Origin of the sequence: Streptomyces sp. SN-593, from assembly GCF_016756395.1 — a bacterium.
Classification (GTDB): domain Bacteria; phylum Actinomycetota; class Actinomycetes; order Streptomycetales; family Streptomycetaceae; genus Actinacidiphila; species Actinacidiphila reveromycinica.
Genome location: NZ_AP018365.1, coordinates 8083433 through 8105066, shown reverse-complemented (window position 1 = coordinate 8105066; position 21634 = coordinate 8083433). Strand labels below are relative to the sequence as shown.

Below are 21634 nucleotides of genomic sequence, written 5' to 3'. Positions count from 1 at the left end.
GGGTAGCGGCAACGGAAGGGTGCTGCGCGCACTCCGGACGCCGCTCGGGCCCCGGGCCGTACCGGCGCGGTCCGGCGCCGCAGAGGGCCGGTGATTCCACCGGTCCGCGCCGGGCCGCGGTCGCCGACACTCCGACCGTCCCCCGACGACAGCTCGGGGGGCATCCGAGACAGAGGAGTCTTCATGCGACGGATTTCCGCCGTCCTCGTGGCGCTGCTCGCCGCGATCGGGCTGGCCGTCTTCGCCCAGCCCGCCCCGGCCGGCGCCGCCACCGCGCACACTCCGGTGGTCTTCGTGCACGGCTTCAGCGGCAGCGCGAGCAACTGGACGACCGCCGAGGCCACCTTCGCCGCCAGGGGGTACACGAGCGACGAGCTCTACGCGTTCCAGTACGACTGGACGCAGTCCAACAAGAGCAGCGCGGCGAGCCTGGCCGCCTACGTCCAGCAGGTGCTGGCCAGAACCGGCGCGCAGCAGGTGGACATCGTCAACCACTCGATGGGCGGCCTGGTCAGCGACTGGTACGTCAAGCAACTGGGCGGCCAGCCGTACGTCCGCCACCTCGCCTCCATCGCCGGCGCGAACCACGGCACCACCTACGCCGGCTCCTGCCTGGTCTACGCCTCCTGCGTCGAGATGTACCCCGGGTCGGCCTTCCTGAGCACGGTCAACGCCGGGGACGAGACGCCCGGCGCCACCAAGTACGCGACGTGGTACTCGCCGTGCGACGGCATCATCCTGCCGTACACCAGCACGGAGCTGAGCGGTGCGGACAACCACCTCGTGGCCTGCCAGAACCACATCGGCTACCTCACCGACACGGTCACCCTGAGCGCGGTGGCGAGCTTCCTCGCCACCTGATCCCCGTTCCGTGGGGCGCCCCGGCCCCCGCCCGCCCGGCGTCGCGCGAGCAGACGCGAAGGGCGGGCGGGGGCCGGGGCGCGGCCGGGCGGGGCGCGGCCGGGCGGGTTCCGCCGGAGCAGGAGAGCAGGGAGCCGAAGGGGCGGGGCGGGGTCAGGAGCGGAGGCCGCGCAGGCCGGTGCGGATCTCCTCGACCAGGATCCCGGGCTGCTCCAGGGCCGCGAAGTGCCCGCCCCGGTCGGCCTCGCCGTAGTGGATCAGATCGCTGTAGGCGTCCTCGATCCAACTGCGCGGCAGGCGTGGGACGTCCTTCGGGAAGACGGTCACCGCGACCGGGAGCGTCAGCTTCGGGCCGGCGAAGGTGCGCGACCTGTTCTCCCAGTAGATGCGGCCGGACGACGCCGCGCTGTTGGTGAACCAGTGGAGCGATATCGCATCGAGCATGTCGTCCCTGCTGAGGGCGTCCTCGGCGAGCCCCTGGTTGTCGGTCTTGGACTGGAACTTCTCGTAGATCCAGGCCGCCTGGCCCGCGGGAGAGTCCGCCAGGGCGAATCCGACGGTCTCCGGCTTCGTGCCCTGGAGGTGGTTCGACCCCCCGAGATCGCCCATGTAGAGGGCGAGGGTGTCCACGGCGTGGCGCTCCTCGGGCGACAGGGTCTCGGGCACCCGGGCGGGAAAGGCGTACTGGGTGTTCAGGTGGATGCCGAGAAGCCCCTCAGGACGCATGGCGCCCAGGACGGTGGTGACCACGGCGCCCCAGTCGCCGCCCTGCGCGGCCCACCGCGTGTAGCCGAGGCGCTTCATCAGCTCCGCCCACGCGCCGGCGACGCGCTCCACGGTCCACCCGGTCCGCGCGGGCTTCTGGGAGAACCCGAATCCGGGGAGCGAGGGAACGACGACGTCGAACGAGTCGGCCGCGTCCCCGCCGTGGCGGACCGGGTCGGTCAGCGGTCCGATCAGCTTCAGGAACTCGACGATCGAGCCCGGCCACCCGTGCGTGAGGATCAGCGGCATCGCGCCGGGGTTCTCGGACCTGACGTGGAGGAAGTGGATGTCCAGCCCGTCCACCTCGGTCAGGAACTGGGGGAAGCGGCGGAGGTCGGACTCGAAGCGCCGCCAGTCGTAATCGCGCTCCCAGTACTCGACCAGGGACCGGGCGTTCTCCACGCGGACGCCCTGCGACCAGTCGCCCACCGTCTCCGGATCCGGCCACCGGGTCCTGGCCAGTCGCTGCTTCAGGTCGTCGATCTCCGCGTCCGGGATCGAGACGGTGAACGGGCGGACGAGGGCTGAGGTCGGCGTCGGTGCGCTCATGGCCTTCTCCTCTTCTCCTGGGCTTGGCGGCACGGCACAACCGTTCGTTGCACACTGCTGTGCAACGTACGTCATTGCACACCACTGTGCAACCATGGCCTCATGGCTACAGAGTCCTCCCGCGTGCGTTCCACGAACGAGACACGCGAGCGCATCCTCGGCGTCGCCCTCGACGTGCTGGGAGACGACCCCGACGCCGGAATGGGCGACATCGCCTCCGCCGCCGGGGTGGTCCGCCGCACCGTCTACGGGCACTTCCCCTCGCGCCTCGACCTGGTCCGGACGCTCGCGGAACGGGCCGTCACCGAGATGACCGCCGTGCTCACCGGGATCAGCGCCTCCGACGCGGGCGCGGACGCGGGGTGGGTCGAGTTCGTCGCCCGCGTCTGGCCGGTGGCGCACCGGTACCGGGTGCTGCTGGCACTGCGCCGCGGGGAGTACGGCGAGGAGATCCACCGCCTGCTCGGGCCGGTCGACGAACTCCTCGCCGACCTCGTGCGGCGGGGCCAGGACAGCGGCGTGTTCGCACGGCATCTGCCGCCGGACGTCCTCAGCCAGACCGCCTACGGCGTGGTGTTCGCCATCGCGGACGGCGCCGTGTCGCGGAAGACCCTCGACGCGCGAGCGGCGACGATCACGACCCTGCTGATGCTGGGCGTCCCCGAGGCGCGCGCGCTCGCCCTCGTGGGCGACGCGCCCTGACCCGCGGCACTCGGGCGGAGCCGCCACCCCGGGCCAGGGTGGCCGAAAACCGCCGCCACGGCGCCGTCACGGGGGCGCCGCGAGACCGCCATGGGACCGCCCCGGGACCGCGGATCAGATATCAGCGGGGGCGGCCCCGCCCCGCACCCGGCCGCCGCCCACCGGGGCGCGGTAGATGCCGGAAGGTGCCGAAACCGCCGGATTCGCCTGCCGGGAGAGGCCGCACGGGTTGCCGCGCACCCTCTTGACCGCCCATATCCCAGACTCTAACGTCGGCGCACATCGTATATGAGAGGCCGCGACGACAGGGCCTCGCCGGCTGCGACCCCGGGAGCAGGAAGACGTGTCCGACACGCTCGCCCACCGCAACCCGTCCCGCCCCCTGCCGTCCCGTACGGAGGCGGTGCTGGAGTCCATCAAGCACCGCATCCTGACGGGTGAGCTGAAGCCGGGTCAGGCACTGGTCGAGGCCGAACTCGCCGAGCAGTTGGAGGTCTCCAAGACCCCCGTACGGGAGGCGCTGAAGACGCTGGCCGGCTCCGGACTCGTGATCATGAGCCCGTACAAGGGCGCCGCCGTGCGGGAGGTCGACCAGGCGCACGCGCGCTGCGTGTACGACATGCGGCTACTGCTCGAACCCGCCGCCGCGGCCCGCAGCGCCGCGGCGGGGCGGATCGGGCAGCACGCCGAGGAGGCGCTGGAGCGGGCGGACCGCGCGGCCGACACGGCGGAGCGCTCGCTGGCGAACCGGGCCTTCCACCGGGCGCTGTACTCCGGCTGCGGCAACCCCCTGCTGGTCCGGTCGCTGGACGAACTCCGCGACCAGACCGCGCTGCTGTCCAGCGCGGCCTGGTCGAGGCAGCCCTCCTGGCAGCAGGAGGCGGCCGAGCACCGGGCGATCCTGCGGGCCGCCGAGGACGGGAACTCCGAGCTGGTGCGCGACCTGATGCGCAGTCACATCAGCTCCTTCGCGGCCCGCAACTTCCCCGAGGACGGAGCCTGAGCCCGAGCAGGCCGCCCGTCGCCGATCGCGCGACTGCCACCCACCAAGCGGAAACGAGGCGTACCCGTGATCTTGGAGACGCAGGACCCGCCCACCCCCCTGGAAGCACTGCGCACCCGGCTGGCGACGATCATCGCGATCCCGGTCACGCCCTTTCGCGCGGACGGCGCCGTGGACTGGGACCACCACACCGCGCTGATCCGGCGCCTGGTCGGGCACGGCGTGGACGCCGTCACGCCGAACGGCAACACCGGCGAGTTCTACACGCTCACCGAGGCCGAGACCCGGCGCTCGGTGGAGTCGGCGGTCGCCGCCGTCGACGGCGCGGCCGTGGTGATGGCGGGTGTCGGCCTCGACGTGGAGAGCGCGGTGCTCGCCGCGCGGCACGCCCGCGAGGCCGGCGCCGGCGCGCTCATGGTGCACCAGCCGGTCCACCCCTACCGGTCCGCCGAGGGGTGGATCGAGTACCACCGCAACATCGCGGACGCGGTGCCGGAACTCGGCGTCGTGCTCTACGTCCGCGACCCGCGGATCGGCGGCGCGCAGATCCGCGCCCTGGGCGAGCACAGCCCCAACGTCATCGGCGTGAAGTACGCCGTGCCCGACCCGGTGCGCTTCGCCGGTGTCGCGCGCGACGCGGGGCTGCGCCGGTTCGTCTGGATCGCCGGACTGGCCGAGCTGTCCGCGCCGGGCTACTGGGCGGTGGGCGCCACCGGGTTCACCTCGGGCCTGGTGAACGTGGCACCGGGGCTGTCCACCGCGCTGCTGCGGGCGCTGCGCGGCGGGGACTACCGGAAGGCGATGGCCGTGTGGGAGTCCGCCCGCGCCTTCGAGGAGCTGCGCGCCGCCGACGCGTCCGCGGACAACGTCAGCGTGGTGAAGGAGGCGCTGGCGCACCTCGGCCTGTGCGGACGCGCGGTGCGCCCGCCCTCCCGCGTGCTGCCGCCGGACCTGCGGGAGCGGATCGCGGAGCTGGTCGAGCAGTGGCGGCGGGAGGGCTGGCTGTGAGCGGCCCCGCGGACGGCGCCGGCGCGAAGCGGCTGCGCAGCGCGGCCTGGTTCGGCGAGGGCGACGCCACCGGCGGCGGGCTGCGCGCCTTCAGCCACCGCTCCCGGATGCGGCAGCTCGGCTACCTGCCCGAGGAGCACCTCGGCAAGCCGGTCATCGCCGTCCTCAACACCTGGTCCGACATCAACCCCTGCCACATGCACCTGCGCGAGCGCGCCGAACAGGTCAAGCGCGGTGTCTGGCAGGCCGGCGGCTTCCCGCTGGAGTTCCCGGTCGCCACCTTGTCCGAGACGTTCCAGAAGCCCACCCCGATGCTCTACCGGAACCTGCTCGCCATGGAGGCGGAGGAACTGCTGCGGTCCTACCCGGTGGACGGCGCCGTGCTGATGGGCGGCTGCGACAAGACCGTGCCCGCGCTGCTGATGGGCGCCGCGAGCGCCGGACTGCCGGCGGTCGTGGTGCCGGCGGGCCCGATGCTGCGCGGCCACCACCGCGGCACCACCCTCGGCAGCGGCACCGACCTGTGGGCGTACTGGGACGAGTACCGGGCCGGCCGGACCGGCGAGTGCGAGATGGCGCAACTGGAGTGCGGGCTCGCCCGCTCACCGGGGCACTGCATGACGATGGGCACGGCCTCCACGATGACCGCGGTGGCCGAGGCGCTCGGCATGGCCCTGCCCGGCTCCTCGTCCATCCCGGCCGTGGACTCCGGGCACCACCGGATGGCCGCCGCCTCGGGCGCCCGCGCGGTGGCCGCGGTGCGCGAGGACCTGACCCCCGCGAAGATCATGACCCGGGACGCCTTCACCGACGCCGCGACCACGGTGCTGGCCCTGGGCGGCTCCACCAACGCCCTCATCCACCTAGTCGCGATGGCCGGCCGGCTGGGCGTGGAGCTGTCGCTCGACGACTTCGACCGGATCGGCCGCCGGGTCCCGGTGCTCGCGGACGTCCGCCCGGTGGGCGCCTTCCTGATGGAGGACTTCCACTACGCCGGCGGGTTGCCCGCGCTGCTGCGCCGGCTCTCCGAGGTGCCGGGAGCGCTGCACCCGGACCGGATCACCGTCACCGGCGAGGAGTTCGGCGCGTACTACGCGCAGGCCGAGGCGTACGGGCCCGACGGCGGGGAGTCCACCGTGATCCGCACCGCCGGGGACCCGGTGGCGCGGGAGGGCGGGGTCGCCGTGCTGCGCGGGAACCTGGCACCGCACGGCGCGGTGATCAAGCACCTCGCCGCCGACCCGGGGCTGCTCACCCACACCGGTCCCGCCGTGGTCTTCGACTCCTACCGGGAACTCCAGGAGCGGATCGACGACCCGGCGCTCGGCGTCACCGAGGAGACCGTGCTGGTGCTGCGCGGCGCGGGTCCGCTGGGCGGGCCGGGCATGCCCGAGTACGGCATGCTGCCGATCCCGGCGTACCTGCTGGCCCGCGGGGTCAAGGACCTGGTCCGGATCTCCGACGCCCGGATGAGCGGCACCAGTTACGGCACCTGCGTGCTGCACGTGGCGCCCGAGTCGCACGTCGGCGGCCCGCTGGCGCTGGTGCGCACCGGTGACCTGATCACCCTCGACGTCCCCCGCCGTCTGCTGCGCCTGGAGGTCGACGACGCCGAACTGGCCCGCCGGCGCCGGGAGTGGCAACCCCCGCGGGCCCCCTACGCACGCGGCTACGGCGCCCTGTACGCCGAGCACATCACCCAGGCCGACGAAGGCTGCGACTTCGACTTCCTCGCCCGGCCGGGGCACAACCCGGCGCCCGACCCCGGCTGACCCGACGTCCCCTCCCCCGCATCCCGCCTCCCCGCCCCCACGCCCCACGCCCCCCACGCCCCCGCATCCCAGATCCCCATCGGAGCAAGGCCACCGCACGCTTCCCGCGACCGAAGGGTTCCACCGGACATGTCTCCCACCGGCACCTCACCACTCGGAACGTCCGCCGACAGCCCGCGAGGGCTGCCCCGCCGACGGGTGCTCGGCACCCTCGCCAGCGCGGTCGCCGCCGGCCCCGTGCTCGCCGCGTGCGGCGCGCCCAGCAGCGGCGGCACCTCCGACAAGCCGGCTCCCACCGCGCTGGCCACCAAGCCGTCCAAGCCCGTCACCCTGAACATCCTGGACGTCGCCGGCAACCTCGCCCTGACCCAGCCGATCATCGACGCGTTCAAGGCCGCGAACCCCGGCTACGTCTCGAAGATCACCACGACCACCGGCACCGCCCCCGAACTCGCCCCCAAGGTGCAGGCGCAGCAGCAGGCGGGCAACGTGCAGATCCAACTGGTCCTCACCGGCACCGACGGCCTGTCCGCGGGCATCCAGAATGGCCTGTGGTACGACCTCAAGCCGTACTACGCCACCTTCTTCCCGGACCTGATGACCAACTACCAGCCCTCGGCGGCGTCGATGGCCACCCTCGCCCAGGACCAGGGCATCGAACTGGTGTGGTACCCCTCCGGGCCGCTGCTGGAGTACGACCCCGCGAAGGTCCCGAACCCGCCCACCACCACGGACGCGCTGCTCGACTGGGCGAAGGCCAACCCGGGGAGGTTCCAGTACGCCCAGCCGCGCAACTCCGGGCCGGGCCGCACCTTCCTGATGGGCCTGCCGTACCTGCTCGGGGACTCCGACCCGACCGACCCGACCAACGGCTGGTCCAAGACCTGGGCGTACCTGACCGAACTCAACAAGTACGCCGCCTCCTACCCGTCCAAGACCTCGGCGACGATGACGAACATCGCCCAGGGCACCACGCACCTGATGGCCACCACCACCGGCTGGTACATCAACCCGCGCGCGCTCGGCACCGTGCCGAAGTCCATGCGGGTCGCCAAGTTCGACAGCATGACCTGGGTCAGCGACGCGCAGTACGGCGTCATCCCCAAGGGGGTCTCGAACGACGAACTGATCGCCGCGCTGCGGTTGCTGGCGTTCGTCCTCACCCCCGAGCAGCAGGCCGTCACCTACGACCAGGGGTACTTCTACCCCGGGCCCGCCGTGAAGGACGTCAGTATCGACCAGGCGCCCGCCGCGTCCCGGAAGACCATCGCGACGTACGGCGACCCGCGCTTCGCCGACTGGATCTCCGGCAGTCCGATCAAGAACTCGCTGCCCGCCACCGCCCAGGTGACCGCGTTCGACCTCTGGGACAAGCGGATCGGCTCGACCAAGTGAGCGCGGTGAGCGACATGACCACCGGCGCGAAGTATCCCGCCGCGAGGGCGGGCGGGGACCGGCCCGGGTCCCAACTCGGCGAGTTGCGGCTGCACGGCATCAGCCGCGCGTACGGCGCGTACACCGCGCTGCACCCGCTCGATCTGACCGTCACCGGGGGCGAGTTCGTCGCCCTGCTCGGCCCCTCGGGGTGCGGCAAGACCACCGCGCTGAACTGCCTGGCCGGACTGCTCCCGCTGACCGCGGGCGAGATCGTGCTGGACGGCAGGCGGATGGACACCGTGCCGCCGGAGAAGCGCGGCTTCGGCATGGTGTTCCAGAACTACGCGCTGTTCCCGCACCTGACCGTGCGCGCCAACGTGGCCTTCGGGCTGAAGATGCGCGGTGTCGGCAAGGCCGAGACCACGCGGCGGGTCGACGACGTGCTGCGCGTGGTGCGGCTCTCCGAGCAGGCGCACAAGCACCCCGGGCAGTTGTCCGGCGGCCAGCAGCAGCGGGTGGCCATCGCCCGCGCGATCGTCATGGAGCCGCCGCTGGTGCTGATGGACGAACCGCTGTCCAACCTGGACGCCGCGCTGCGGCTGGAGATGCGCAGCGAGATCCGCCGGATCCACCAGGAGTTCGGGCTGACCACCCTCTACGTGACGCACGACCAGGAGGAGGCGCTGTCCCTGGCCGACCGGCTGGTCGTGCTGGAGGCCGGCCGGGTCAGCCAGATCGGCACCCCCGCCGAGCTCTACGAGCACCCCGCCGACCCGCACGTCGCCGCCTTCATGGGCTACCGCAACCTGCTCGCGCTCGACGTCGTCTCCGTGCAGGGCGCGCGGACGGTCCTCGGACGGCGCGGGGTGCGGCTGGTCGGGACCGCCGTCGGCGGCGCGAAGGCGACGCCGGGGCAGGAGGCCACCGTCGCGATCCGCCCCGAGGACGTGCGGATCGCCGAGCAGGACGAGCCGCAGGTCGCGCGGGCCGTGGCCGAGATCGTGGAGTACCACGGCCGGGTGCTGCACGTGGAGGCCGTCACCTCCGACGGCGACCGGGTCCACCTCCGGACCGGCCGCGAGGTACGGCCGGGCGACGCGCTCGCCCTGGCGGTGGACGCCGAACGCGCGTTGGTCTTCGCCGCGGGAGCCGCCGCGGACGGGGCCGCCCGTCCCGTCGGCGCCGGGACCGAAGGCGACTCCCCGACCGGCGCCGAGCCCCCGTCGGACGCCGACGGGGCGGGGCAGGGGGGATCGCGGTGAGCGCTCCCCCCGTGACCGCCCCGACGCCCCCCGCCGGTGCCCGGCCGAGAGCCGCCCTGCGCCACCGGCTGGCCGAACGCGGCGTGGACCGGACACTGCTGCTGGTGCTGCCCGCCGCCCTCGCGGTGATCGCGCTGTTCTGCTATCCGTTCCTGTACGGGCTCCAGCTTTCCTTCCAGCCGACCAGGGGCGGCGCGCTCGGGGCGTACCGGCAGTTCTTCTCCGAACCCTTCTCCCGCAAGTCGATCTGGGCCACGTTCTCGCTGGCCGTGCCGGCCTCGCTGATCAACGTCGGTGTCTCCGTGCCGATCTCGTACCGGATGCGGCGGGAGTTCCGCGGCAAGCGGCTGCTGCTCGCGCTGCTGGTCGTGCCGATCACCCTGGGCACGGTGCTCACCGCCGAGGGCATCCTGGAGTTCTACGGTCCGGCCGGCTGGTTCAACCGCACCCTGCACCTGCTGGGGCTGACCGCCTCCCCGATGCACCTCACCATGAACTACACGGGCGTGCTGCTGTCCCTGGTGATCAGCGGCTTCCCCTTCGCGTACCTGCTGACCCACTCCTACCTCTCCGGTATCCACCCCAGTCTGGAGAAGGCCGCGGCCACGCTGGGTGCCGGCTGGTGGCAGCGGTTCCGCCACGTGACCTTCCCGCTGTTGCTGCCCGGGCTGATGACCACCTTCAGTCTGAGTTTCGTGATGGCCTTCGCCGTCTTCCCCTCGGCGATGATGGTCGGCGACCCGAACGGCAGCACCCACGTCATCTCCATCGAGGCGTACCAGGCCGCCCTGGAGCGCTTCGACTACGCGCAGGGCAGCGCCGACGCGATGATCATGACCGCGCTCATGCTGGTCGTCCTGGTCGCCGTCACCGCACTGCGCTCCCGGCTCTACCGCGGATCGACCGGAGGCAAGGGATGAGCGCGAGCGTGCGGACGGCCGGTCCCGGGGCGGACCGGCCCCGGGGACTCTCCCTGCGGCCGGGAACCTGGCTGACCTGGGCGGTGCTGACGTTCTTCTTCGTCAACCTGCTCGGTGTCATCGGCACCGTGCTGGTCGACTCCCTCGGCCGCAGGTGGTTCGCGAGCTGGCTGCCGTCGGGGTGGACCGGCCACTGGTACAGCGACGCCTGGAAGGAGTTCGGCCTGGGCCGGGTGCTGGGCACCACCGTGGAGGTGACCTTCCTCGTGGTCCTCCTGTCGCTGGTGTTGGCGGTGCCGGCCTCCTACGCCCTGGCCCGCCGGGACTTCCCCAGGAAGAAGCTGCTCACCACGCTGTTCGTGCTGCCCATCCTGGTGCCGCCGATCGCCTACGGGATTCCGATGGCCACCGTGCTGTACAAGTTCCACCTGGCCGGGTCGATCACCGGGGTGGTACTGGCCAACCTCGTGCCGTCCATCCCCTTCGTGATCTTCACGATGACGCCGTTCATCGAGCAGGTCGACCCGAAGATCGAGGCGGCGGCCCGGATGTGCGGGGCCCCCACCCGGACCGTGCTGACCCGCGTCCTCGCGCCGCTGCTGCTGCCGGGCATCCTGGCGGCCGGAATCCTGGTGCTGGTGCGCACCTTCGGCATGTTCGAGCTCACCTTCCTCACCGCCGGCCCGACCAGCCAGACCCTCGTCGTGACCCTGTTCTCCGCGGTGAACTCGGCCGGCATCCGCAGCACCCAGTCCATCGACGCCATGGCCGTGCTCTACACCGGCACGATGGCCGTGCTCCTGCTGATCGCGCTCCGCTTCGTCAACCCCACCCAGCTCGTCGCCCGTTCGTCCGAGTGACCGGCCCCGCAGCCCGCAGCCACGGCCAGGCTGCGGGCCGGGGGTCCGGGGGAAGGGGTCAGGTCGGTGTCGGAGGCGGGGGGACCGTTCCTCAACGCCCGCCCGCCGGGGCCCACCGCCCCGGATCGGTCTCCAGCGACGCCCTGTCCCACCCGGCCCCCTCCGCGGCGGCCTCGTAGGTGCTCTGCAGGAATCCGGTCAGCGCCGCGTCCGGATCGCCGGCCGTGCGCACCGCTTCGTACGGGAGCAGGAACTGCCCGTGCTGCCGGCTGTAGAAGGCGTCCGACGGCGTGACACGGCTTGCGGAGAAGCCGGCCGGTTCGGGGTAGGCGTAGGAGTAGAAGGCGCCTTCCTCACCGCCGCCGGGCCAGAACCCGCAACTGCTCAGCTCGTGCGAGTACCCCTCCACCATGACCCAGTCACCGCAGTTCGGGGCCCCGCCCTGGTGCCTGGGGGCGCGGCGTCCGGAGAAGCGGGTGCACGCCAGGTCCATGGCACCCCAGAAGAAGTGCACCGGGCTGGCCTTGCCGACGAAGCGGGCGCGGAAGGCGCCCATCACGCGATCGGCCTGGAGGAGCTGGCGCCAGAACAGGTGCGCCGCATGCGGGTCGTACGTGTGGTGCCGGTGGTCCTCCGAGAACGGGATCGCCGGCTCGACCTCGTTCGGATGGTCTTGGATGGTGGTGGGCAGGCCCAGTTCCTCCAGGGCCCGGTGGACGCGCGCGGCGAAGTCCGCCACCGTCATGGCCTCCAGGCGAACGGTGCGCAGTCCGCCGTCACTGCTGCGCAGGCGCAGGCAGTGGTCGACGAAGTCGAACTCGACGTCGAAGACCTCGCCGCCGTAGGGAACCGCGGAGGTGGTCAGCCCCCGTGGGCTGGGGTAGAGGGTCACCTGCCACCAGTGGTTGAGGAGGGGTGCGTGCGCGAGCCGGATCTTGCCGACGATCTGGACCCACATGTGCAGCGTCTCCCGCGTGTCGCCCCAGTCCTCGACGCGCAGCCGTGGCCAGGGCGGTACGGCTCGGTGGGCTTCCCTGGTGTCCATCTCGGTGGTCCTTCGCTCGGCGTACCGGACACTCCTCCCATGCTGGGCACCGTCCGGGTCCGCCTGCAACTTCGCCGCCGGGATCACGGGCCGCCACGGACGCGGCGCACCGGCCGGCGCCGTCCGCCCGGATGCCGTGTCCGCGGTCGGGCGTCACCCGGTGTGCCCGCTCGGCGTCAGGACGCCTTCGGAGGTGGGGAGCCGCGCCGGGCGGCCGGGGGGCGGCTCACAGCGGGAGCACGGCGACGGAGCCGGAGACCACGTCGAGGGTGACGCGGTGCCGGGGCGGCGCACCGTCCGGCGACGCGCCTGCCGTGGTGTGCGGGACCTGCACCCGTACGTCCGCGGAGGCCGCGGTGGTGGCCACGCTGTAGCTCCCGGAGGGACGGGCGGGCAGCCGTAGGGCGGCGTACGCGGAGACCGCGCGCACGGCGAGGTCGGCCGGGGCGGCGGCGAAGGCCAGGTCGACGCTGCCCGAGGTGACCTGGACGTCGGCGCTGCCGGGGCGCAGCCCGGTGGCGGTCAGCCGCACCGAGGAGGCGGCGACGGTCAGCGGCCCGCCGATACCGGCCAGGACGGTGTCCCCGGAGGTCTGGCGCAACCGCAGCCCGACGGAGGAGGGCATGGTGAGCGCGAGGTCGCCGGCACAGGGGACGGCCGCGCCGGAGCCGTCCCGGCAGCCCAGGACGAGTGCGCCGCCGTCGCCCGCCGACCACCGCGCCCGCGCGGGCGCCCCGTCGTCACGCCGGAAGGTCCCGCTGACCGCGTGCGCGGCACCGCTCGCGGTGACCCGCACCTTCCCGGAGACCCCGTCGAGCACCAGGGTGCGCGGCGCCGCGGCCGTGAAGCGCGTGCCGGCGCCGCTTGCCGACGTGGCGGGCGGCGTCGGCAGACCGGTGCCGTGCCCGCCCGCGTGGCCGCCGGCCACCAGGCCGACGACGACGGCCACCACCGCGGCGGCCACCCCCACCGCCACCGCCCGCGACCGCCGGACCGTCGCGTTCCTCACCGTTCCCATGGCCGTCGTCTGCCCTGCCCCGACCGCCGGACACCTGCTCTCCCGCCGCGCGGGTCAGCCCGCGGTCGGAACCGCCAACGCCCTTGCGGCGAGCGGCAGTTGGATGCCCACGATGCAGGTGTCGTCGTCGGTGTCGGAGGTGCTGTGGGTCAGCAGGTGGTCCAGGCGCTGGTCGAGGGTCTCGCTCGCGTGCGCGGCGGTGGCCACGAGCTGGTCGAGGGACTCCTGGAGCGAACGGTCGCGCCGCTCGATGAGCCCGTCGGTGTACATCAGCAGGATGTCGCCCGGTTCCAGGACCAGTTGCTGCTCCTCGTAGTCCGCCTCGCCGATGGCGCCGAGCAACAGGCCGTTGGCGAGGGGCACCTGCGCGGCACGGCCGTCGCGGATGTGGACCGGCGGCAGGTGGCCGGCCCGGGCCCACGTCAGTGTCCGGGTCGGGGGGTCGTACAGGGCGCAGACGGCCGTGGCGGTCACGTTCTTGGTGAGGTGGTGGGCGACGACGTTGAGCCAGGTCAGGATCTGGGCGGGTCCGGCACCGGTGGCGGCCAGGCCGCGCAGGGCGTTGCGCAGGGCGACCATGCCCGTGGCGGCGTCGATGCCGTGGCCGGCGACGTCGCCGACGGACAGCAGGACCTGCCGGGTCGGCAGCACCACCGCGTCGTACCAGTCGCCGCCCACCAGGTGCTCGTCCTCGGCGGGGCGGTAGCGCACGGCCACGTCGAGGTCGGGGGCGTCCACGCCCTCGTGCGCGGGCGGCATGATCGCGTGCTGGAGCTGCTTGGCGAGGCGGTTGCGGGCGGCGGTCTGCTGCTCGCTGTGCGCCAACTGGTCCTGGGTGACGGCCAGTGCCACCTCGGTCCAGTGCTGGGCCGAGACGTCCTGGTAGGCGCCGCGGACGGCGACGAGCCGCTGGTCGGCGTCCACCACCGGTTCGGCGACGAGGCGCACGTACCGGGTGACCCCGTCGGGCCGCTGGAGGCGGAACGCGGCGGAGGTCGGCCGCCGGTGGTGGACCACGGACCGCAGGAAGCGGCCGACGGCGGCGGTGTCGTCCGGGTGGGTGTGGGCGGGCAACTGGTCCAGGGGCAGGGGCGCGGTGGTGCGCGGCAGGTCGTACAGGTCGTAGAGCTGGCTGTTCCAGGTGATGTGGCCGGTGACGTGGTCCTCCTCGAACCCGCCGATGCGGCCGAGGCGTTGGGCGTGCTGCAACAGGTTCGCCAGGCGCGCGGTCTCGTCCTCGACCCGCCAGACCAGGACGACGGCGTTGCCGTGGCGGGTGATGCCGACGTCGCAGCGGGTGGGGACCCGGACCTGGCCGACGACCGTGGTCAGCGGCATGGCGGCGTCGCGGAAGGGTTCCCCGGTGGCGTGCACCCGCGAGACGGCGTCGAAGAGCCCGTTGTCGTCCGCCATCTCCGGGTACGCCTCCAGCAGCAGGGCGCCGGTGATCAGGCTGCGGGGACGGCCGCCCGGGTCGGCGAAACCGCTGTTGGCGTGGTGGATGCGGAAGTCGACGAGCCGCCCGGCGGAGTCCAGGTGCGGCAGGAGCAGCAGCACCGGGTCGTGCAGCGCGTCGACGAGGTCGATCAACTCGGTGGTGTCGGGCGCCTCACGCGTGGCGGGGGTCCCGCCGTAGGAGTCGGCGGGGACGGTCTCGATGGTGTGGGCCACGAGTTCGGCCAGCGCCTCGACCTGCCGGTGGATCGGCGGAGGCTGCGGCTCGACGCGGTCGGGCCAGCAGATCTCCAGGACGCCGTGGATACGGCCGGCGATCTCGGCCGGTGCCGCGACCCGGCCGCCGTCCGGGAAGCTGCGGTGGCCGATGGAGGGTACGCCCGCCTCGGACAGCGAGTCGATCCACACGGGGCGACGGGCGGTCATGGCCTGGATGGCCGGGCTGATCACGCCGGGCGGCACGTAGTGCCACAGGCCGGCCTCCTCGGCCGGCAGTCCGGCGTGGCCGACGAGTCGCAGCGAGGCGCCCGGGCCGGTCGCCCAGATGGCGACGGCCGTCGCGCCGAGGGGCGCCAGCGCGTGTTCGAGGATGGACTCGGCGACCGTCTGGCAGTCGTCGGCGGCCAGGACGCGGCTCTCCGCGGTACGCAGCCGCAGCGCGGGCGTCGCCACGGCCGCGCCGGGGCCGTCCCCGCCCTGCCCGGCGCCGGGCATCCCCGTCCCGGGCCGTGCCGCGAGGCCGTCCGCCGTCTCGGTTCCCAGCCGGGTGAGGAACTCCCGCGCCGTCTGGCTGAGCCGGTCCTGGGCCGCCTGGTCGATGATGTCGGCGGCCAGTTCGAGCGGCGGGACCCCGGCGCTCTCCGCGAGGTCGGTCAACTGCCGCGCGGCGTGGGACGGACCGCAGTGCAGGCGCTCCACCAGGACACCGGTGGCCATCTCCAGCAGCGCGCGGCCGTCGGCGTCGGCGTGCGCACGGCGGACCTGCTCGCGCAGCCGGGCCACGGTGGCGGTCAGGCGGCCCAGGCCCGACTCCGCCGAGGGCGCGTCGGGGTCGGCGGCCTCCTGCTCCCGCGCGGGCGCGCCGTCCCGCACGAGCACGCCGTCCGCGCGGTCGCCGTCCGGCCCGTCCTCACGGCCGGCGCTCACCGGTTCAGCCAGCGGTGGATACGGGCCATCAGGTCGTTGGCGTCCACCGGTTTGGTGACGTAGTCGTTCGCGCCGGAGGCCATGCTCTTGTCCTGGTCGCCGGGCATGGCCTTGGCCGTGACGGCGAGGATCGGCAGATCGGCGTACTGGGGCAGGGCACGGATCGCCGCCGTCGCGGTGTATCCGTCCATCTCGGGCATCATCACGTCCATCAGCACCACGTCGATCTGCGGATTGCGGGTCAGCGTCTCGATGCCCTCCCGGCCGTTCTCCGCGTGCAGCACGGTCATCCCGTGCAGTTCGAGGATGCCGGTGAGGGCGTAGAGGTTGCGCGCGTCGTCGTCGACCACGAGCGCGGTACGGCCGGCGAGCGCGGCGTCCTGGGGGGTGTCGCGGACGGGGGCGGGCTGCGCGGCGTGCTCCGCCCTGGTGAAGGACGGCACGTCGCCGGGCCGGTCCGCGGTCAGGTGCAGGGCGATCCGCTCGCGCAGTTCGTCCAGGCCGGACAGCCGCTCCAGCGGACGGGCCGCCGCCCAGGAACGCAGCCTCTCCTCCTGTTCGGCGTCCAGCCGCCGCGTGCTGTGGGCCAGGACCGGCACGCTGCGCAGCGCGGGATCGGCCTCCATGGCCTCGATGAAGCGCACCGCGGCGCCGTCGGCCATGTCCAGGTCCAGCACCACGCAGTGGCAGGGCCGGGCCGCCAGCGCCGACGCGGCCTCCTGGCTGTCGGCGGCGGCGACGATGTCGATGGCCCCCGGGGACGCGAAGGCGTCGCCCACGAGGTGGGACTTGGAGCTCTCGGCGACCATCGACAGCAGTCCCCGCGGCTGGTCCTCGAAGACGAGCAGCCGGCGCTGCCGGGGGACGGACTGCTCCGCGGCCGCGGGGGCGGGCACCGGGGCGGGCGTGGCCGCGACTCGGGGCGTACCGGTGCTCCCGGCCGCGGGGGCGGGCACCGGCACGGCGCCGGGCGCCGGCGCGGCGGCGGCGGCCGGCGCGGTGATCTCCTGGAAGTCGGGACGCGCGATCGGCAGGAAGAGCGTGAAGGTGCTGCCTTCGCCCGGCGTGCTGTCGACGGTGATCGATCCGCCCAGCAGGTAGGCGATCTCGCGGCTGATGGACAACCCCAGTCCGGTCCCGCCGTACTTGCGGCTGGTCGTGCCGTCCGCCTGCTGGAACGCTCCGAAGATCGTCTCCAGTTGCGCGGGGACGATCCCGATCCCGGTGTCGACGACGCGGATGGCCACGGCCGCGCCGTGCCGGCTCACCGCCGGCGGCACCTCGTCGGAGGGGGCGGGCTCGACCCGCAGCTCGACGCGGCCGGACTCGGTGAACTTCACCGCGTTGGACAGCATGTTGCGCAGGATCTGCCGCAGCCGTGAGTCGTCGGTGAGCAGGTCGACCGGCGCGCCGGGAGAGGTGACGACCTCGAAGCCGAGGCCCTTCTGACTGGTCATCGGCCGGAAGGTGACCTCGACGTGGTCCAGCAGCCGGCGCAGCGGCACCCGTTCGGGCGCGACGTCCATCTTGCCGGCCTCGACCTTCGACAGGTCGAGGATGTCGTTGATCAGTTGGAGGAGGTCCGAGCCGGCCGAGTGGATGATCTCGGCGAACTCGACCTGCTTGACGGTCAGGTTCCGTCCGGGGTTCTGCGCGAGCAACTGGGCGAGGATGAGGAGGCTGTTGAGCGGGGTGCGCAGCTCGTGGCTCATGTTGGCCAGGAACTCCGACTTGTACTTGGAGGCCAGCGACAGTTCCTGGGCGCGGGTCTCCAGTTCCTGGCGGGCTTGTTCTATCTCCAGGTTCTTGGTCTCGATGTCGCGGTTCTGGATGACCAGCAGGGCCGCCTTCTCCTCCAGTTCGGCGTTGGAGGACTGCAACTCCTCCTGCCGGGCCTGTAGTTCCTGGGAGCGTGCCCGGAGCTCCGCGGTCAGCCGCTGCGACTCGTCCAGCAGTTCGTCGGTACGCGCGTTGGCGATGATCGTGTTGACGTTGACGCCGATGCTCTCGCGCAGTTGTCCGAGGAAGTCCCTCTGCACGGGCGTGAACCGGTGCACGGACGCCAGCTCGATCACCCCCAGCACCTGGTCCTCCACCACCAGCGGCAGGACGATCAGGCAGACGGGGTCCATGCTCCCGAACCCGGAGGAGATCGTCGCGTAGCCGGCGGGAACGTCGTCGACGGTGATGGTCCGCCGGCCGGCGGCGGCCTGTCCGGCCAGCGACTGCCCGAAGCGGAACCGGCGGGGCGCCTCGTCGCCGCACGCGTAGCCGGCGATCTGCACCAGCTCGGTCCGGCCGGGGGCGTCCTGCGCGAGGTAGAAGGCCCCGAAGTGCGCGCCGACCAGCGGGGCGAGTTCCTGCATGACCAGGTCCGCGACCAGCGACAGGTCACGGTGGCCCTGGAGCATGCCCGAGATGCGCGCGAGATTGGACTTCAGCCAGTCCTGCTCCTGGTTGGCGCGGGTGGACTCGCGCAGGGAGCGGACCATGGCGTTGATGTTGTCCTTGAGGTCGGCGACCTCCCCGGACGCCTCGACGCTGATGGACCGGGTCAGGTCGCCCTCGGCGACGGCGCTGGTGACCTCGGCGATCGCCCGGACCTGCCGGGTCAGGTTGCCCGCGAGGCCGTTGACGTTCTCCGTGAGGCGCTTCCAGGTGCCCGAGACGCCCTCGACCTCGGCCTGGCCGCCGAGCCGGCCCTCGGTACCGACCTCCCGCGCCACCCGCGTGACCTCGTCGGCGAACGACGACAACTGGTCCACCATCGTGTTGATGGTCGACTTCAGCTCCAGGATCTCCCCGCGCGCGTCCACGTCGATCTTGCGGGTCAGGTCGCCCTGGGCGACGGCGGTGGTCACCTCGGCGATCGACCGCACCTGCCCGGTGAGGTTGGCCGCCATGACGTTGACGGACTCCGTGAGGTTCTTCCAGGTGCCGGAGACGCCGCGCACGTCGGCCTGGCCGCCGAGCCGGCCGTCCGTGCCGACCTCCCGCGCCACCCGCGTGACCTCGTCGGCGAACGACGACAACTGGTCCACCATCGTGTTGATGGTGGTCTTGAGCTCCAGGATCTCCCCGCGCGCGTCCACCCGGATCTTCTGCGACAGGTCGCCCATGGCGACCGCGGTGGCGACCTGGGCGATGGACCGCACCTGCCCGGTGAGGTTGCCCGCCATGGAGTTGACCGAGTCGGTGAGGTCCCGCCAGGTGCCCGAGACCCCCTTGACGTCGGCCTGGCCGCCGAGCCGGCCCTCGGTGCCGACCTCCCGCGCCACCCGCGTGACCTCGTCGGCAAAGGACGACAACTGGTCCACCATCGTGTTGATGGTCGACTTCAGCTCCAGGATCTCCCCGCGCGCGTCCACGTCGATCTTGCGGGTCAGGTCGCCCTGGGCGACGGCGGTGGTCACCTCGGCGATCGACCGCACCTGCCCGGTGAGGTTGCCCGCCATGAAGTTGACCGAGTCGGTGAGGTCGCGCCAGACACCGGCGACTCCCGACACCTGCGCCTGTCCGCCCAACCGCCCTTCGCCGCCGACCTCCCGCGCGACCCGGGTCACCTCGGAGGTGAACACCGAGAGCTGGTCGGTCATGCCGTTGAAGACCGCGGCGATCTCGCCGAGCAGGCCCTCGGCGTCGTCCGGCAGCCGTATGCCGAAGTCGCCGTCACGGACCGCGGTCAGACCCGCGAGGAGCTGCCTGAGCTCGGGCTCGTCCGCCTCGTACGCGCCGCGCGAAGGTGCGCCGGACACCTTGTCCCCGCCCACGGCGGCCTTTTCGCCGGCCCCGCCGCCTGTCGTGGCATCCATGGGCGGATCCCCTTTCCGTCAACGTCCACGCACGGCAAAGCGGGCAACCGGTCCCGCGGGCTCGGCCCGGGGCGGCTCCCCGTCAGCGAATGTCTGTACGACACAAGATGACGGCTCACCCTACCGGACCTGACCGCCGGTGTCGGCAGGACCCGGGGCCCCGCCACGACGACCCGCGACACGCGGCGCACGGCACGCGACGACCGGCGCGCCGGCCCGCGGGATCACGGCCGCGCGGTGTGGTCGGGGTGGCCGGGCGTGCGGCGCTCCTCCTTCATCCGCGCCTCGTACAGGTGGCGGCGTCCGTCCGCCAACCGCTCCCGGACCTGGCGTTCGAGGTCGGAGAACGGCCGGTAGTAGGAGTCGTCGTACACCTCGACGATCTGGAACGTCCACATGCCCGGGAGGACGTTGCGGCCCACGATCTCGCGTTCCAGCGCGTCCGCTTCGGCACGGGCCCCGGCCTGGCGCAACTGGTCGACCGCCTTGCCCAGCGTGAGGTCCGCGCCGCCCATGAGCTGGTGGAAGTCGTACAGCCGGCCCCGTGCCCGCTCCACGGTCTCCAGGGCCTTGGAGAGGGTGCCCAGCGCCTCGACCAGTTCGTCGCCGAGGCCCTCGGGAGGACGGTGGCGGGGGTCCGGCCCGGCGGCGTGCTCTTCGGTCATGTCGTCCTCGATGCCCGATCGTCCTCGGTTTACGCACATGCACGCCACGGTGCACCCGCGGGCACCCGGCGCACGGAGCCAATGGAGCTACCCGGAGCACCGGAGCCACCGGAGCCGGGACCACCGGAGCCACCGGAGCCGCTCAAGCCGCCGGAGCCGCCCCGCCGCGACGGCGTCCGGGAGGACCACTCGATTGGAGCGGGCCGGGCGGTCGCTTCCCCGGGGCCGTGGTCGGCTGGACCCGGCGCGGCACGACGCCGGGCCGGTAGCGCGGGGAGGTGGAAGATGGCAGCCGGGTACCCGGACGGGAGGGTCGCCGTCGTCACAGGAGCGGCCCGTGGAGTCGGCGCCGCGGTCGCGCGCGAGCTGTCCGCCCGCGGTCTGCGCGTGGTGCTGCTCGGACGGGAGCGGGAGACGCTGCGCGAGGTCGCCCGGAGCCTGCCGGGCGACTCGTACTCCCTTGAGGCGGACGTCACCGACGAAGCGGCGATGCGGGAGGTCGCGCGCAGCTCCGCCGCGCACTTCGGGCCGGCTTCCGTCGTGGTCGCCAACGCGGGGATCGCCGTCGCCGGTCCCTTCAGCGGATGCGACGCGGCCCTGTGGAACCGGGTGATCGAGGTGAACCTGTCCGGCAGCGCGACCACCGCCCGGGTCTTCCTGCCGCAGCTCGTGCGGACCCGCGGCTACCTGCTCCAGGTCGCCTCGACCGCCGCTTTCGGCTCCGCGCCGATGATGAGCGCGTACTGCGCCTCCAAGGCGGGCGTCGAGTCGTTCGCCCAGGCGTTGCGCGCCGAGGTGGAACCGGACGGGGTCGGTGTCGGCATCGCGTACCTGCACTGGACGGGCACCGACATGATCGGCGAACTGGACGACCACGTGGTCCTGCGCGAACTGCGCAGGCACCAGCCCGGCCCCGCCCGCCGGGTGCACGACGCCTCCCAGGTCGCCGCGTGGCTGGCGCGTGGCGTCGAACGCCGCTCGGCCGCGGTGTACGCCCCGCCGTGGCTGCGCCTGGTGGAGCCCCTGCGGCCGCTCCTCCCCCACCTCGTCGCCCGCGCCGCCCGCCGCTCCTTCGCCGGGATGTCCCCGGACGAGCGGCACCGGGGCGCTGGTGTGCTGGGAAAAGGAGGACGGGCCGACTGGAACGCGGGATGACCGGGCGCGACCCGCGGCCCGGTCACCGCTCCTGAGGCCGACGCACGTGCGCGGCCACGCGGTCGAGCTGCGCCGGGTCGGACAGGGCGGACCCGAGGGCGACCACCCGCGCGCCGGCCTGGAGGAAGGACGCGGCGTTCACGGCGTCACGCCCCCGTGGCGACGATGCGCAGCCCCGGGAATCACGGCCGCGCCGGCCGCGCGGGCGGTCCGCACGGCCCACAGCGCCGTCGTCCGCGCGGTGTCGCCGAGGGCGGGC

Annotated in this window: 16 protein-coding genes; 10 read left to right on the top strand and 6 right to left on the bottom strand. The window is 73.1% G+C overall.

What is annotated here, in order from left to right; all coding sequences use genetic code 11:
- Nucleotides 1-183 precede the first annotated feature (183 nt).
- Complete coding sequence (locus tag RVR_RS34315; RefSeq protein WP_202237817.1) at nt 184-861, top strand: esterase/lipase family protein; 678 nt, start codon at nt 184-186, stop codon at nt 859-861.
- A 153-nt stretch (nt 862-1014) separates the two neighbouring features.
- Here the strand turns inward: RVR_RS34315 and RVR_RS34310 are convergent, their stop codons facing one another.
- Nucleotides 1015-2175 carry an epoxide hydrolase family protein gene (locus tag RVR_RS34310; RefSeq protein ID WP_202237816.1) on the bottom strand — a complete coding sequence of 387 codons (1161 nt, stop codon included), beginning with the start codon at nt 2173-2175 and terminating at the stop codon, nt 1015-1017.
- Between the two features lie 102 nt (nt 2176-2277).
- Here RVR_RS34310 and RVR_RS34305 point away from each other — a divergent pair, with 102 nt between their 5' ends.
- The 8 genes from RVR_RS34305 (at nt 2278) to RVR_RS34270 (ending at nt 11079) form a co-directional block, all read left to right on the top strand.
- Nucleotides 2278-2877 (top strand): TetR/AcrR family transcriptional regulator, encoded by a 600-nt coding sequence (locus tag RVR_RS34305; RefSeq protein ID WP_202237815.1) that lies wholly within the window; start codon nt 2278-2280, stop codon nt 2875-2877.
- A 343-nt stretch (nt 2878-3220) separates the two neighbouring features.
- The gene (locus tag RVR_RS34300) at nt 3221-3880 is read left to right on the top strand and encodes a GntR family transcriptional regulator (RefSeq protein ID WP_202237814.1); all 660 of its coding nucleotides are present in this window, start codon (nt 3221-3223) and stop codon (nt 3878-3880) included.
- A 72-nt stretch (nt 3881-3952) separates the two neighbouring features.
- On the top strand, nt 3953-4888 hold the full coding sequence (locus tag RVR_RS34295) for a dihydrodipicolinate synthase family protein (RefSeq protein WP_202239605.1): 936 nt from the start codon (nt 3953-3955) through the stop codon (nt 4886-4888).
- Nucleotides 4885-6660 (top strand): L-arabinonate dehydratase, encoded by a 1776-nt coding sequence (gene araD, locus RVR_RS34290; RefSeq protein WP_202237813.1) that lies wholly within the window; start codon nt 4885-4887, stop codon nt 6658-6660. The genes RVR_RS34295 and araD overlap by 4 nt, the downstream gene beginning before the upstream one ends.
- Before the next feature lie 129 nt (nt 6661-6789).
- Nucleotides 6790-8055 carry an extracellular solute-binding protein gene (locus RVR_RS34285; RefSeq protein WP_202237812.1) on the top strand — a complete coding sequence of 422 codons (1266 nt, stop codon included), beginning with the start codon at nt 6790-6792 and terminating at the stop codon, nt 8053-8055.
- Nucleotides 8052-9299: an ABC transporter ATP-binding protein gene (locus tag RVR_RS34280; protein WP_237405144.1), complete on the top strand. Its 1248-nt coding sequence runs from the start codon at nt 8052-8054 to the stop codon at nt 9297-9299. Before RVR_RS34285 ends, RVR_RS34280 begins: the two co-directional genes overlap by 4 nt.
- Entirely contained in the window at nt 9296-10219 is a 924-nt protein-coding gene (locus RVR_RS34275) for an ABC transporter permease (protein WP_237405143.1), read from the top strand. The genes RVR_RS34280 and RVR_RS34275 overlap by 4 nt, the downstream gene beginning before the upstream one ends.
- Nucleotides 10216-11079, top strand: a complete 864-nt coding sequence (locus RVR_RS34270; protein ID WP_202237811.1) for an ABC transporter permease — start codon at nt 10216-10218, stop codon at nt 11077-11079. The genes RVR_RS34275 and RVR_RS34270 overlap by 4 nt, the downstream gene beginning before the upstream one ends.
- A 91-nt stretch (nt 11080-11170) precedes the next feature.
- On the opposite strand, the gene RVR_RS34265 is transcribed toward RVR_RS34270, so the two are convergent.
- From RVR_RS34265 to RVR_RS34245, 5 genes are all read right to left on the bottom strand, one after another.
- Nucleotides 11171-12124: a DUF5996 family protein gene (locus tag RVR_RS34265; RefSeq protein ID WP_202237810.1), complete on the bottom strand. Its 954-nt coding sequence runs from the start codon at nt 12122-12124 to the stop codon at nt 11171-11173.
- Between the two features lie 226 nt (nt 12125-12350).
- On the bottom strand, nt 12351-13142 hold the full coding sequence (locus RVR_RS34260; RefSeq protein WP_202237809.1) for a DUF4097 family beta strand repeat-containing protein: 792 nt from the start codon (nt 13140-13142) through the stop codon (nt 12351-12353).
- A 54-nt stretch (nt 13143-13196) separates the two neighbouring features.
- Nucleotides 13197-15743, bottom strand: coding sequence for a SpoIIE family protein phosphatase (locus tag RVR_RS34255; protein ID WP_430393202.1), 2547 nt, complete (start codon nt 15741-15743; stop codon nt 13197-13199).
- Nucleotides 15740-19555 (bottom strand): HAMP domain-containing protein, encoded by a 3816-nt coding sequence (locus RVR_RS34250; RefSeq protein WP_202237808.1) that lies wholly within the window; start codon nt 19553-19555, stop codon nt 15740-15742. The genes RVR_RS34255 and RVR_RS34250 overlap by 4 nt, the downstream gene beginning before the upstream one ends.
- Nucleotides 19556-19779: 224 nt before the next feature.
- A complete protein-coding gene (locus tag RVR_RS34245; RefSeq protein WP_202237807.1) occupies nt 19780-20220 on the bottom strand; it encodes a hypothetical protein in 441 nt (146 codons plus the stop codon).
- 285 nt (nt 20221-20505) lie between these two features.
- Here RVR_RS34245 and RVR_RS34240 point away from each other — a divergent pair, with 285 nt between their 5' ends.
- Complete coding sequence (locus tag RVR_RS34240; protein WP_202237806.1) at nt 20506-21375, top strand: SDR family oxidoreductase; 870 nt, start codon at nt 20506-20508, stop codon at nt 21373-21375.
- Nucleotides 21376-21634 lie beyond the last annotated feature (259 nt).